This window comes from Micromonospora sp. U56, from assembly GCF_018070095.1.
Lineage (GTDB): Bacteria > Actinomycetota > Actinomycetes > Mycobacteriales > Micromonosporaceae > Micromonospora > Micromonospora purpureochromogenes.
Genome location: NZ_JAGPYL010000159.1, coordinates 1 through 12,719, shown reverse-complemented (window position 1 = coordinate 12,719; position 12,719 = coordinate 1). Strand labels below are relative to the sequence as shown.

Annotated in this window: 14 protein-coding genes; 4 read left to right on the top strand and 10 right to left on the bottom strand. The window is 73.6% G+C overall.

The annotated features are described in order from the left end of the window. Positions 1-468: serine/threonine-protein kinase (locus KBX37_RS30995; protein ID WP_210779411.1), on the bottom strand; the 468-nt coding region annotated here is incomplete at its 3' end. A gap of 195 nt (positions 469-663) precedes the next feature. Here KBX37_RS30995 and KBX37_RS30990 point away from each other — a divergent pair. From KBX37_RS30990 to KBX37_RS30980, 3 genes are all read left to right on the top strand, one after another. Next, on the top strand, positions 664-1,353 hold the full coding sequence (locus KBX37_RS30990; RefSeq protein ID WP_210779410.1) for a hypothetical protein: 690 nt from the start codon (positions 664-666) through the stop codon (positions 1,351-1,353). Positions 1,354-1,480: 127 nt separating this feature from the next. Continuing rightward, positions 1,481-1,822, top strand: a complete 342-nt coding sequence (locus KBX37_RS30985) for a PadR family transcriptional regulator (RefSeq protein ID WP_210779409.1) — start codon at positions 1,481-1,483, stop codon at positions 1,820-1,822. Then, entirely contained in the window at positions 1,819-2,766 is a 948-nt protein-coding gene (locus tag KBX37_RS30980; protein ID WP_210779408.1) for a permease prefix domain 1-containing protein, read from the top strand. Before KBX37_RS30985 ends, KBX37_RS30980 begins: the two co-directional genes overlap by 4 nt. Here KBX37_RS30980 and KBX37_RS30975 read toward each other — a convergent pair. The 9 genes from KBX37_RS30975 to pgsA all read right to left on the bottom strand — a co-directional run bounded on the left by KBX37_RS30975 (position 2,714) and on the right by pgsA (position 10,113). Then, on the bottom strand, positions 2,714-3,379 hold the full coding sequence (locus KBX37_RS30975) for a GNAT family N-acetyltransferase (protein ID WP_307849282.1): 666 nt from the start codon (positions 3,377-3,379) through the stop codon (positions 2,714-2,716). The two genes, KBX37_RS30980 and KBX37_RS30975, sit on opposite strands and share 53 nt — an antisense overlap. 63 nt (positions 3,380-3,442) lie before the next feature. Beyond that, the gene (locus tag KBX37_RS30970) at positions 3,443-4,057 is read right to left on the bottom strand and encodes a DUF402 domain-containing protein (RefSeq protein ID WP_210779407.1); all 615 of its coding nucleotides are present in this window, start codon (positions 4,055-4,057) and stop codon (positions 3,443-3,445) included. 5 nt (positions 4,058-4,062) lie between these two features. Then, positions 4,063-4,815 (bottom strand): YebC/PmpR family DNA-binding transcriptional regulator, encoded by a 753-nt coding sequence (locus KBX37_RS30965; protein WP_154938218.1) that lies wholly within the window; start codon positions 4,813-4,815, stop codon positions 4,063-4,065. A gap of 296 nt (positions 4,816-5,111) precedes the next feature. Further along, on the bottom strand, positions 5,112-5,717 hold the full coding sequence (pdxT, locus tag KBX37_RS30960) for a pyridoxal 5'-phosphate synthase glutaminase subunit PdxT (protein WP_210779406.1): 606 nt from the start codon (positions 5,715-5,717) through the stop codon (positions 5,112-5,114). Positions 5,718-5,755: 38 nt separating this feature from the next. Continuing rightward, entirely contained in the window at positions 5,756-6,673 is a 918-nt protein-coding gene (pdxS, locus tag KBX37_RS30955; protein ID WP_210779405.1) for a pyridoxal 5'-phosphate synthase lyase subunit PdxS, read from the bottom strand. Positions 6,674-6,859: 186 nt separating this feature from the next. Next, on the bottom strand, positions 6,860-7,354 hold the full coding sequence (locus KBX37_RS30950) for a hypothetical protein (RefSeq protein WP_210779404.1): 495 nt from the start codon (positions 7,352-7,354) through the stop codon (positions 6,860-6,862). Positions 7,355-7,371: 17 nt separating this feature from the next. Continuing rightward, positions 7,372-8,541 (bottom strand): glycosyltransferase family 4 protein, encoded by a 1,170-nt coding sequence (locus KBX37_RS30945; protein ID WP_210779403.1) that lies wholly within the window; start codon positions 8,539-8,541, stop codon positions 7,372-7,374. Positions 8,542-8,557: 16 nt separating this feature from the next. Next, positions 8,558-9,496, bottom strand: coding sequence for a phosphatidylinositol mannoside acyltransferase (locus tag KBX37_RS30940; RefSeq protein WP_210779402.1), 939 nt, complete (start codon positions 9,494-9,496; stop codon positions 8,558-8,560). Further along, a complete protein-coding gene (gene pgsA, locus KBX37_RS30935) occupies positions 9,493-10,113 on the bottom strand; it encodes a phosphatidylinositol phosphate synthase (protein ID WP_210779401.1) in 621 nt (206 codons plus the stop codon). Before pgsA ends, KBX37_RS30940 begins: the two co-directional genes overlap by 4 nt. A 252-nt stretch (positions 10,114-10,365) precedes the next feature. Here pgsA and KBX37_RS30930 point away from each other — a divergent pair, with 252 nt between their 5' ends. Beyond that, positions 10,366-12,528 carry an elongation factor G-like protein EF-G2 gene (locus tag KBX37_RS30930; RefSeq protein ID WP_210779400.1) on the top strand — a complete coding sequence of 721 codons (2,163 nt, stop codon included), beginning with the start codon at positions 10,366-10,368 and terminating at the stop codon, positions 12,526-12,528. The last annotated feature ends 191 nt before the right edge of the window (positions 12,529-12,719 follow it).

Sequence of the window (12,719 nt, the reverse complement as noted above, 5' to 3'; positions counted from 1 at the left end):
TCCCAGGTCGGCGATGAGGACCCGCTCACCGGTCGGACCGGAGGCGAAGAGGATGTTGCCCGGGGTCAGGTCGCGGTGCACCACCCGGTGCCGGTGCAGGACCGCGACCCCGGCGGCGATCTCGCCGAGCAGGGCCAGCGCCTGCGCCGCCGGCAGCGGCCCGGTGGCCAGCCGGTCCCGCAGGCCACCGCCGTCGGCCCAGGCCAGCACCGCGTACGGGCGGCCGTCGGGCAGCTCGTCGACGCCGTGCACCCGGACCAGCCGGGGGTGGTCGAGCCGCCGCAGCAGCCGCGCCTCGTCCAGGAACCGTTCCCGCACCCGCAGGTCGTGGCACCAGTTCTCGGCCAGCACCTTGATCGCCACCCGGGAGTCCAGGACGGGATCGTGGCCCAGCCAGACGGTCGCGAACGAGCCCGCGCCGAGCAGGCGCTCGATCCGGTAGGAGCCGATCCACGCCGGAGTGCTCATCGCCCCACCCTCGTCGGCAGTCCCCGCTGCGACGGTAACCGGTGCGTGGCGGAGACCGCCGGAGCGCGCTGGCGGAGACCGCCGGGAGCGGGTCCGACCGGTGCGGGCGGCCCGGTCGGAAACCCGACGAACCGATGTGGCCGGCGCGGAGACGAACAAGACGACAGGACAACACCACCACAAGGGAGTTCCGTCATGAACCGTCTGTCGTCCACCGTCCTCACCGGCGCGCTGGCCCTCTGTGCCGTCGTACCCGCGCTGGCCGGCCCGGCCGCCGCGCGGCCCGCCGCCGACGCTCCGACCGCCGTGCGCCCGGGCACCGCCGCCGCTCCGACCCGCCCCGACACCGCCGCCGGGGCCTCAGCCGCCGTCGCCGCCGCGTCCACCGACCGCGCCGACCGGCGTCGCCCGGCGCGGGCCACGATCGTCCAGGTTGCCGGTTCGGTCGATCTGCTCAGCGTTCGGGGCGCCGGACCGTTCCGGATCGGCGCGAGCCTGACCCGGCTCTCGACCGCCGGCCTGATCGACTGGACGGCTGCCGGCTGCGCCGGCGTGGTCCACGCCGGCGTCACCGGCGACTGGGCCGGGAAGATCGTGCTCGCCTTCCGGGACGGGCGGCTGGTCTCGGTCGGCACCGCCACCGCGCCGCCCCGCTCGCCGGCCGGAGCGAGCATCGGCATGTCCTTCGCCGAGCTGGCGGAGGTCTACGGCCGGCGCGGTGAGTTCAACAGCAACGACGCCGGCGACGCCACGGCGTACCTGGTCCGGTTCGGCAGCCGGGTGGAGCTGTTCACCGGGCACCCGATCCGCCCCGGCGTCGGCTGGTTCGAGGCCGGGCGCGCGGACTTCGTCGAGCGCGGCTTCCGGCAGGGCCAGTCCTGCTGAACCCGCCCGCGACGAGGGGCGCCGGCATCCCGCCGGTGCCCCTCGTCGCGGAGCGACACATCGTTCCCCTCCGGCACGACAGTATTGGTCTCGACAATACTGTGTGGCACACAATATGGTGTGACGCATGGTTAGCGAGGAGATCCTGCGGACCCATCTCCAGGAGTTGCGCCGCGGCACGGTGGTGGTGGCGAGCCTGGTCGCCCTGCGTCACCCCGACTACGGCTACGCGCTGCTGCAACGGCTGGCCGCGCACGGCTTCCCGGTCGACGCCAACACGCTCTACCCCCTGCTGCGCCGACTGGAGGAGCAGGGCCTGCTGACCAGCGAGTGGAACACCGAGGAGAGCCGCCCGCGCAAGTTCTACCGCACCAGCGAGGAGGGCGAGGCCGTGCTGCGCCGACTCCTCGACGACCTCGCCGCCGTGCAGACCTCCGTCGCCGGGCTGATCGAAGGAGTGGACCGATGAGTTCCCTGACCGACCGTTACGTCGCCGCCACCCTGCGGGCCGTGCCCGCACCGCGCCGGACGGAGATCGCCACCGAGCTGCGCGCCTCCATCGAGGACATGATCGACGGCCGGACCGCCACCGGGGAGGACGCCGCCACGGCCGAACGCGAGGTGCTGACCGAGATGGGGCACCCGGAACGGCTCGCCGCCCGCTACGCCGACCGCCGGCTCCAACTCATCGGCCCCACCTACTACCTGGTCTGGCAGCGGTTCCTGAAGGGGCTGCTCGCCGTCGTCCCCGCCACCGTGGGCGTGGTGGTGGGCGTGATCAAGGCGACCGTCGAGGGCGAGCCCGGCCCGGCGATCGGCGCCGGCGTCACCGCCGCCCTCCAGACGGCGGTGCAGATCGCCTTCTGGGTCACCCTGTGCTTCGCCGTGCTGGAACGGACCGACACCTCGCTGAACCTGCCCGACTGGACCGTCGACCAGCTACCCGAGAGCCCGGTCGAGCGGGACGTACGACTCACCGACACCTGCGCGGCGGTGGCGATGCTGCTGCTCACCCTGGCCTTCCTGCCCTGGCAGCACTTCCAGCCCTGGGTGACGGACACCGACGGCGGGCGAATCCCCCTGCTCGACCCGGCGCTGTGGCGCTCCTGGCTGCCGGTGCTCGCGGCGGTGCTGGTCGCGAGCCTGGCGCTGGAGATCGCGAAGTACCGCGCCCGGCGGTGGACCTGGCCGCTGGTGGCCGTCAACGCCGCGCTCGACCTGGCCTTCGCCGTGCCGGTGGTGGTGCTGCTGCTCACCGACCGGCTGCTCAACCCGGACCTGGTCGCCCGGTTCGCCTGGCTGCGCGAGGGCGAACACCTGGACGCCGTCGCCACGATGTCGGTGGTGGTGATCGCCGTGATCACGCTCTGGGACGTCGTCGACAGCGTGCTGAAGGCCCGCCGCCGCGACTGAGCAAAAACATCCGGCCCGGCGCACACGGGGGCGCCGGACCGGGCGGCGTTTCAGCGCCGGCCGGCCCGCCACTCGCGGGCCAGCAGGGCGTACACCGCCTCGTCGGTCCACTCCCCCTTGACCAGCTCGTTCTCCCGCAGATGCGCCTCCCGGCGCATGCCGAGCCGCTCCAGCACCCGCGCGAGGCGGTGTTGCGGGCGTCCAGCCGGCCGACGATCCGGTGCAGACCCAGCTCGTCGAAGCCCAGCCGCAGCATCTCCCGGGCCGCCTCGGTGGCGTACCCGTGGCCGGCGTGGTCGGGGTGCAGGACGTACCCGATCTCGCCCTGCCGGTGCGCGACGCTGGTCCAGATCAGCAGCACGTCACCGATCACCGCGCCGGTCTCCCGCAGCACCAGCGCCAGGTTCAGCACGTCGCCCTCCGCGCGCAGCGCCACCCGGGCGCGCTTGCGGGTCAGCGCCTCCCGGCTGGCGGCCTCGTCGTTCGGCCCGAAGTAGAGGTAGCGGGTGACGTCGGCGCGGGACTGGTAGCCGTGCAGGGCGGCGAAGTCGTCGGCGGTGAACAACCGCAGGTCGAGGCGGTCGGTGCGCAGCGGGAGATCGGGGACGAGCATCCCGGCAGGCTACGGCGGGAGCGGGTGGCCGGTCAGCCGAGTTTCGCCGGCGTCCCGGCCGCTTCAGCAGGGAACGGTGTCCCACCCGGCCGGCAGGCGCGGCCCGTCCCAGGAGGGGTCCGGCCGCCAGTGCGCCCAGCCCTCGTCCCACCAGCGCCGGCCCGCGTCGAGCAGGGCGGCAATCCGGTCCCCCTCCCCGCGGATGGCGTCGGCCATGCCCGGGTAGCGCCCCTCGGTGAGGCGCTGGGCGAACATCTCCACGTCCTTCCAGACGTACCGGTCGGCGCCCGCCGGCCACCACAGGTCCAGCTCGTGGTCGAGGGTGTCCACCCCGATCGGGGTACGCCGGAACGGGTCCTGGAGGTTGAAGTACCAACCGGCGAAGGCGCGGTCCTCGCCGGCCCAGAAGACGTCCACCGAGTGCGCCTCACCCGGACGCTGGAGCATCAGCTTGCCGTGCCCCGACCAGGCCGTGTGGCCGGCGGTCTGCCAGGGGTGCCGTCCACACGGGAAGGTGCCGCCCTCCGGGAAGCCGAACTCGGCCCCCGGCGGCAGGTAGAGCGCGAGCAGGTCGGCGGAGTCCTCGACGCAGATGCTCGGGCAGCCGAACCAGACCTCGCCGCGCAGCACCTCCCGCCGGACGACCACGTCGCCCGGCGGGAATCGCCGTCCGGTCACCGGGATCAGGCGTCGACCGCGGCCATGACGTCGTCGGAGACGTCGAAGTTGGCGTAGACGTTCTGCACGTCGTCGCAGTCCTCGAGCACGTCGATCAGCTTGAAGACCTTGCGCGCGCCGTCGGCGTCCAGCGGCACGTTGACGCTGGGGATCAGCGAGGACTCGGCCGACTCGTACTCGATCCCGGCGTCCTGCAGGGCGGTGCGGACCGGAATCAGGTCGGTCGGCTCGGAGACCACCTCGTACGCCTCACCGAGGTCGTTGACCTCCTCCGCGCCCGCGTCGAGCACGGCCATCATGATGTCGTCCTCGGTCGTGCCGGCCTTGGGGACGATCACGACGCCCTTGCGGGAGAACATGTACGACACCGAGCCGGCGTCGGCGAGCGAGCCGCCGTTGCGGGTCAGCGCGGTACGGACCTCGGTGGCGGCCCGGTTGCGGTTGTCGGTCAGGCACTCGATGAGCATCGCCACGCCGTTCGGGCCGTAGCCCTCGTACATGATCGTCTGCCAGTCGGCGCCGCCGGCCTCCAGGCCGGAGCCCCGCTTGACCGCGCGGTCGATGTTGTCGTTCGGGACCGAGTTCTTCTTGGCCTTCTGGATGGCGTCGTAGAGCGTCGGGTTACCGGCCGGGTCGCCGCCGCCGGTGCGCGCCGCGACCTCGACGTTCTTGATCAGCTTGGCGAACATCTTGCCGCGCTTGGCGTCGATGACGGCCTTCTTGTGCTTGGTGGTCGCCCACTTTGAGTGGCCGGACATCTCGTACCTCCGTCTGTCATTCCACGCCTGCGTCGACAGCCCGCGCCGACTCCACCCCGCAACCGGCGACAGGACGGCCGGTCGGCTCCGCGTGGAGGGCTGCGGCGGGCAATGGCCCTGCCGAACCGCGGCAATCCTACCGAGGTCGCGCCCCGGCTTGTCACACCCGGCACCCGTCCGGGCGGCATCGGGACACCCGGGCCATGAGGAAGACAACCCGCGCGGACCGGAAAACATGCCCGCCCGGCACGGCGCGAGGGGCCCTTCCGATCCGGAAGGGCCCCGCGCACATCCGCTCAGGCGGCGCGGACCAGGTCCACGAAGTAGCGGTGCAGCCGCAGGTCGCCGGTGAGCTCCGGGTGGAACGAGGTCGCCAGCAGGTTGCCCTGCCGGACCGCGACGATCCGCTCGGCGGCCGGGCCCTCGCTGACCCGGCCGAGCACCTCGACGCCGTCGCCGACCCGCTCGACCCACGGGGCCCGGATGAAGACCGCGTGGAACGGCTCGCCCGCGACCCCGGCGATCTCCACCGGCGCCTCGAACGAGTCGACCTGCCGGCCGAACGCGTTGCGCCGCACCGTCATCTCGATGCCGGCGAAGCCGCGCTGGTCGGGCCGGCCGTCCAGGACCTCGGTGGCCAGCATGATCATGCCGGCGCAGGACCCGTAGACCGGCATCCCACCGGCGATTCGCTTGTCGATCGGCTCGCGCATCTCGAAGATGTCGGCGAGCTTGCTGATTGTGGTGGACTCGCCGCCGGGGATGACCAGCCCGTCGACCGCGTCCAGCTCGGCCGGGCGGCGTACCGGGCGGGCGTCCGCGCCGGCGCCGGCCAGGGCCGCGACGTGCTCGCGGACGTCACCCTGCAGCGCGAGCACCCCGATGACCGGTGTGTCGCCCATGCGCACCGTCCTCTCGTCGTGTCCCGACCCCGCCGGGGTCACCAACCGCGCTCGGCCAGCCGGTGCGGCTGCGGGATCTCGTCGACGTTGATGCCGACCATCGCCTCGCCGAGGCCGCGGGAGACCTTGGCCAGCACGTCCGGGTCGTCGTGGAAGGTGGTGGCCTTGACGATCGCGGCGGCGCGCTGGGCCGGGTTGCCGGACTTGAAGATGCCGGAGCCGACGAAGACGCCCTCGGCGCCGAGCTGCATCATCATCGCGGCGTCGGCCGGGGTGGCGATACCACCGGCGGTGAAGAGCACCACCGGCAGCTTGCCGGTCCCGGCGACCTCCTTGACCAGCTCGTACGGGGCCTGGAGCTCCTTGGCGGCGACGAACAGCTCGTCGACCGGCAGCGAGCTGAGCCGGGCGATCTCCTGCCGGATCCTGCGCATGTGCATGGTGGCGTTGGAGACGTCGCCGGTGCCGGCCTCGCCCTTGGAGCGGATCATCGCCGCGCCCTCGGTGATCCGACGCAGCGCCTCGCCGAGGTTGGTCGCGCCGCAGACGAAGGGGACGGTGAAGGCCCACTTGTCGATGTGGTTGGCGTAGTCGGCCGGGGTGAGCACCTCGGACTCGTCGACGTAGTCGACGCCGAGGGACTGCAGGATCTGCGCCTCGACGAAGTGGCCGATCCGGGCCTTGGCCATGACCGGGATGGAGACGGCGTTGATGATGCCGTCGATCATGTCCGGGTCGCTCATCCGGGACACCCCGCCCTGGGCGCGGATGTCGGCGGGCACGCGCTCCAGCGCCATCACGGCGACGGCGCCGGCGTCTTCGGCGATCTTGGCCTGCTCGGGGGTGACCACGTCCATGATCACGCCGCCCTTGAGCATCTCGGCCATGCCGCGCTTGACGCGGGCGGTGCCGACGAGGAAGGTGGCGCCGGCGTTCTGGGAGGTGGTTTCGGGCACGGGTTATCGCTCCTCGGACATGCTCGGGGGGTGGCTACGGCTGATGCTACGGCGGGTTCAACGCCGGTCCGACAGCCAATCAGACCCCCGGTGGCCTGCACTGTGGCTGCCATCACCCGGGATCGGACACTCACCCGGACCGCCACCAAACGGGGCAGTCGGCACCAGCGGTGCCGAAAGCCGACGTCAGCCCGCGGGAGCCTCGGCGGCGACCACGAGCGTGGGGTCGTCGACGTCGAAGTAGCGGGGCCACGGGTGCCGGCGCCCCATCCGGCACAGCCGCACCAGCGGCCGGCTGCGCGCCGCGCGGGCATCGCGGACCAGGTCGGTGTGCACCTGCCGGGCCAGCGCCAGCCGCCGGCTGGCGGCGATCACCGCCTCGCAGACCGGGTCGGCCGGGTCCAGCCGCACCGTGCGCAACTGCCGGGTCAGGTCGTTCTCGGCGGCCTCCCGCTCCTCCGGCGGGGCGTCCAGCGCGATCCGCGCCGCCGCGTACAGCTCGACGCCGTAGCGCCGCTCGGCCAGCACCGCGGCGGCGGCCGCCCGGCGCAGCAGGTGCGCATCGAGGGCCCGGGCCGCGGACTCCGCCCGGGACTGCAGCCGCTCGACCCGGCCGGCCGTCCAGACCAGGTACGCCGCGACCAGGGCGACGACCACCGTCGCGCCCACCACCCACCACATGTGCGGCATCGTAGTGCTCACACCGCCCCGCCCAGCCCCACCCATTCCTGGTCGATGACCCGGCCGTCGGTGGCCTCGATGGCCGCGGCGTAGACCTCCAGGACCCGGCGGGCGATCACCGGCCAGTCGTAGAGCGCCACCACCTGGTCCCCGCAGGCGGTCAGCGCGGCCCGGCCCTGCGGGTCGTCGAGCAGCTCGGCCAGGGCGGTACGCAGCGCGGCCGCGTCCCCGGTCGGGAAGAGCAGGCCGGCCCGCCCGCCGTCGAGCACCCGGCGGAACGCGTCGAGGTCGCTGGCGACCACCGTGGTGCCGGCGGCCAGCGCCTCGGTGAGGATCATCCCGAAGGACTCCCCGCCGGTGTTCGGGGCGACGTAGAGGTGCACGCTGCGCAGCATCCGGGCCTTCTCCTGCTCGGGCACCATGCCGAGGAAGGTGACCCGGTCACGCAGCTCGGCCGGGAACCGCCCGAACAGGTCGTCCGGGTCACCGGGGCCGGCCACCAGCAGGCGCAGCCCGGGCCGGTGCGGCGCCAGCGCGACGAAGGCGTCGCGCAGGATCGGGAACCCCTTGCGGGCCTCGGTGAAGCGGCCGAGGAAGCCGAGCGTGCCGCCGGTGCCCGGCGCGCACTCCCCCGGCCAGCCGGGCAACGGCTCGACGCCGGCGAACTTGGCCACCGCCACCCCGTTGGGGATCTCCACCGCGCCGCCGTCCATGTGCTCGACCTGGACCTTGCGGGCCAGGGCACTGACCGCGATCCGGGCGGTGATCCGCTCCAGCACGATCTGCAGGACGCCCTGCGCGGCGGCGAGCACCCGGGACCGGGTCATCGCGGTGTGGAAGGTCGCCACCACCGGCCCGCGCGCGGAGAGCACCGCCAGCATCGACAGGCTCAGCGTCAGCGGCTCGTGCACGTGCAGCACGTCGAAGTCGCCCCGGGTGAGCCAGCGGCGCACCCGGGCGGTGGAGACCGGGCCGAACGCGATCCGGGCCACCGACCCGTTGTACGGCAGCGGCACGGCGCGCCCCGCCGAGACCACGTACGGCGGCAGCGCCGACTCCTCGTCGGCCGGGGCGAGCACGCTCACCTCGTGACCGAGCCCGATCAGCGCCTCGGCGAGGTCCATGACGTGGTTCTGCACCCCACCGGGTACGTCGAAGGAGTACGGGCACACGATGCCGATCCGCACGTAGGCGCCCTTCCCGTCAGGCCTGGCCGGTGACCGGCGCTGGTGGTGTCGCGCCGCTGTCCGTACTCCGCTGGTCCAGCCACATCCGTTGCAACATGTGCCAGTCTTCCGGATGCCGGGCGATGCCCGCCGCCAGAGCGTCGGCAATCCGCTGGGTCAGCAACCGGACCCGCTGGTCCAACGGCGCCGAGTCCGGGTCCGGCAGCGGCAGCGGACCCTCGAGCGAGGCGCAGGCGGCGTCCGGTTCGTACCACATCGACGCGACGTAGAGCGGGGCGCCGGTGCGGACCGCCAGCAGCGCGGGGCCGGCCGGCATCCGGGTCCGGCCGCCGAAGAAGTCGACCTCCACCCCGCGGGCGGAGAGGTCCCGGTCGGCCAGCAGCGGCACCACCGTGCCGGCGCGGACCCGGTCCACCAGCACGTCGAAGGCGGGCCGGTCGCCGCCGTGGGTGGGCAGGATCTCCATGCCCAGGCTCTGCCGGAAGGCGAGGAAGCGCTCGTAGACCGCCTCGGGCTTGAGCCGCTCGGCGACGGTGGTGATCGGCCAGCCGGTGGCGGCGACCCAGGCGCCCGCGGCGTCCCAGTTGCCGGCGTGCGGCAGGGCGACCACCGCGCCCCGACCGGCGGCCACGTCGGCGGCGAGCAGGTCCACCCCGGCCGGGTCCAGCCGGAACCCGGCGAGGATCTGGGCAGGGCTCAGCGCCGGCAGCCGGAACGCCTCCATCCAGTACCGGGCGTACGAGCGCATCCCGCGCCGGACCAGCGCGTCCAGCTCCGCCTCGGGCAGGTCGGGGCCGACCACCCGGCGCAGGTTGGCGCGCAGTCGGGCCGTACCCGGACCGCCTCGGCGGTGGGCGCGGTCCGCGCCCGCGGCGAAGGCCGCGGCCACCACGGGCCGGGGCAGCGCGCGGGCCAGGCGCCAGCCGGCGACGTAGCCGAGCTCGGTGAGGTTCACTCCTTGCCGACCAGCTGAGCCTGCCGGTACACGTGCGCCATGCGCTGCCCCACCGTGAAGATCGAGACGGCGGCGAGCAGCCAGAGCGCGACCTCCAGGGCGCGGTCCACGCCGAGCCCGGTGAGCAGGCCGCCCACGCCGACGATCAGCAGTCGCTCCGTGCGCTCGGCGATGCCCACGTTGCCGGTCATGCCGAGCCCCTCGGCACGGGCCTTGACGTAGGAGACCAGGCTGCCGGCGGCCAGGCAGAGCAGCGCCGCGGCCACCCCGGAGTAGTCGTGCTCGGTGGCCAGCCAGTACGCCACCGCGCCGAAGACGGCGCTGTCGGCGATCCGGTCCATGCTCGAGTCGAGGAACGCCCCGAACCGGGTGGCACCGCCGCTCATCCGGGCCATCGTCCCGTCGAGCAGGTCGGTGAGCGCGAAGAACGTCACGATGAGGGCCCCGGTGACCAGGTCACCCCGGGCGCCGAAGCCGAGGGCGCCGACGAGCACGCCGAGGGTGCCGGTCACGGTGACCGCGTTGGGGGACACGCCGGCGCGGAGCAGGCCGCGCGCGACCGGCTCCACGACGCGGGTCATCCCCGCGCGGGCCGTCACTTGGAAGATCTTCGCCATGGCGGTCCCACGATAACGGCCGGCAGCGGTCGGCGACACAGCCGGTCGTCCGACCCGCGTGGCGCAGGCTTGTGTCGGGTCGGTAACGGGTGTGAGATCGGGTGTGGGGGGTGAGCCAGCTCACCGGCCCACCCGGCTGAATACCCGTCGTCCAGGAGAGCACCGGAGGATATCGCCGCGGCACCCGCCCGGGCCCGCTTCCCCGTCGCGCGCGGCGGTCGCCACCAACCACGCTGAGGGAGGTGCGCCGCGATGGCGCAGAAGAACCAGGAGAAGGGTGTCACCGGCGCGGCGCCGGTGGTGACCGAGCCCAGCAGGGTTCGCAACGTGGTGCTCGTCGGGCACTCCGGGGCGGGCAAGACGACCCTGGTCGAGGCACTGCTCGCGGCCAGCGGCACGATCGGCCGGGCCGGCAGCGTCACCGACGGCACCACCGTCTGCGACCACGACCCGGCGGCGGTACGCCAACAGCGCTCGGTGAGCCTGGCCTGCGCGCCGCTCATGCACCAGGGCGTCAAGGTCAACCTGCTGGACACCCCGGGGTACGGCGACTTCGTCGGCGAGCTGCGGGCCGGTCTGCGGGCCGCCGACGCCGCGCTGTTCGTGGTCTCCGCGGCCGACGGGATGGACATGGCCACCGCCGCCCTGTGGGAGGAGTGTGCCGCGGTGGACATGCCGAGGGCCGTCGCGGTCTCCCGGCTGGACCACCCGCGCGCCGACTTCGACGAGGCGGTGGCGCTGTGCCAGCGGGTGTTCGGCGACAACGTGCTCCCGCTCTACCTGCCGATGCTCGGCGACGACGGCGTGTCGGTGGCCGGCCTGATGGGCCTGATCACCCGCCGGATCTTCGACTACTCCGCCGGGCTGCCCGCCGCCGTGCGCGAGCCGGACCCGGAGCACCTGCCGGCGATCCTGGAGTCCCGCAACGAGCTGATCGAGGGGGTCATCGCCGAGAGCGAGGACGAGACCCTGATGGACCGCTACCTCGGCGGCGAGGAGATCGACACCGAGGTGCTGATCACCGACCTGGAGAAGGCGGTCGCCCGGGGCCACTTCTACCCGGTGGTGCCGGTCTGCGCGGAGACCGGCGTCGGCCTGGACGCGCTGCTGGACGGCCTGGTCGCCGCCTTCCCGTCCCCGCTGGAGCACGAGGTGCCCGCGGTCACCGGCGTGGACGGCTCGCCCCGGCCGCCGCTGAGCTGCGACCCGGACGGCCCGCTGGTCGCCGAGGTGGTCAAGACGACCGTCGACCGGCACGTCGGCCGGGTCTCGCTGGTGCGGGTCTTCTCCGGCACGCTCCGCCCCGACCAGGTGGTGCACGTCTCCGGGCACGGCATGGCCGAACGCGGGCACCCCGACCACGACGCCGACGAGCGGGTCGGGCACATCTACACCCCGCTGGGCGCGACGCTGCGCGAGGTGACCACCTGCGTGGCGGGCGACCTCTGCGCGATCACCAAGTCGGGCAGCGCGGAGACCGGCGACACCATCTCCGCCAAGGAGGAGCCGCTGCTCGTCGCCCCCTGGACGATGCCCGAGCCGCTGCTGCCGGTGGCGATCGTGGCGAAGAGCCGGGCCGACGAGGACGCCCTGGCCCGCAACCTGGGCCGGCTGGTCGCCGGCGACCCGACGCTGCGTTTGGAGCGCAACCCGGAGACCCACCAGCTGGTGCTCTGGTGCATGGGCGAGGCGCACGCCGACGTGGTCCTCGACCGGCTGCGCAGCGGCGGCGTGGAGCTGGAGACCGAGCCGGTACGGGTGGCGCTGCGCGAGACGCTGACCGTCGGTGGCCGGGGCCACGGCCGGCACGTCAAGCAGTCCGGCGGCCACGGCCAGTACGCCGTCTGCGACATCGAGGTGGAGCCGCTGCCGCGCGGCGGAGGCTTCGAGTTCGTCGACCGGGTGGTCGGCGGGGCGGTCCCGCACAACTACATCCCGTCGGTGGAGAAGGGCGTGCGGGCGCAGATGGAACGCGGCCTGGTGGCCGGCTACCCGGTGGTGGACCTGCGGGTCACCCTCGTCGACGGCAAGGCGCACAGCGTCGACTCCTCCGACGCGGCCTTCCAGACCGCCGGCGCGCTGGCGCTGCGCGACGCCGCCGAGAAGGGGCAGCCGGCGCTGCTGGAGCCGGTGGACGAGGTGGTCATCCGGGTGCCCGACGGCTCCGTCGGCGCGGTGCTGGGTGACCTGTCCGGCCGGCGCGGCCGGGTGCTCGGCACCGAGCCCGACCCGGACGCAGACGGGCGCAGCCTGGTCCGCGCCGAGGTGCCCGCCACCGAGCTGCTCCGCTACGCGGTCGAGCTCCGCTCGATGACCCACGGCACGGGCACCTTCACCCGCGACTTCGCCCGCTACGACCCCATGCCCGCCCACCTGGCCGACCAGGCCCGCAAGGAACACACCACCCGCACCTGACCCACCCCACCCGTCCCCTCGGCCCTCACCTCCCTGCGCCGCGCACTTTCAGCGAAAAAGTGGCTGTTCCGCGCTGGAAAGCCACGCGTTGTCTGAAGTTGCCCGGAGGGGGTGGGTGGGTGGGGGGTCAGGGGCGGGCGGTGGGGCTGGGGGGCATCGGCCAGTGGGGGCGGTCGGCGTCGCGCAGGGGG

Bases quoted from the DNA above. Each gene is read 5' to 3' on its own strand.
- KBX37_RS30990 (WP_210779410.1), top strand. From the start codon at position 664: ATGAACCGTCTGTCGTCCACCGTCCTCACCGGCGCGCTGGCCCTCTGT.
- KBX37_RS30985 (WP_210779409.1), top strand. From the start codon at position 1,481: ATGGTTAGCGAGGAGATCCTGCGGACCCATCTCCAGGAGTTGCGCCGC.
- KBX37_RS30980 (WP_210779408.1), top strand. From the start codon at position 1,819: ATGAGTTCCCTGACCGACCGTTACGTCGCCGCCACCCTGCGGGCCGTG.
- KBX37_RS30975 (WP_307849282.1), bottom strand. From the start codon at position 3,379: ATGCTCGTCCCCGATCTCCCGCTGCGCACCGACCGCCTCGACCTGCGG.
- KBX37_RS30965 (WP_154938218.1), bottom strand. From the start codon at position 4,815: ATGTCCGGCCACTCAAAGTGGGCGACCACCAAGCACAAGAAGGCCGTC.
- pdxT (WP_210779406.1), bottom strand. From the start codon at position 5,717: ATGGGCGACACACCGGTCATCGGGGTGCTCGCGCTGCAGGGTGACGTC.
- KBX37_RS30950 (WP_210779404.1), bottom strand. From the start codon at position 7,354: ATGTGGTGGGTGGTGGGCGCGACGGTGGTCGTCGCCCTGGTCGCGGCG.
- pgsA (WP_210779401.1), bottom strand. From the start codon at position 10,113: ATGGCGAAGATCTTCCAAGTGACGGCCCGCGCGGGGATGACCCGCGTC.
- KBX37_RS30930 (WP_210779400.1), top strand. From the start codon at position 10,366: ATGGCGCAGAAGAACCAGGAGAAGGGTGTCACCGGCGCGGCGCCGGTG.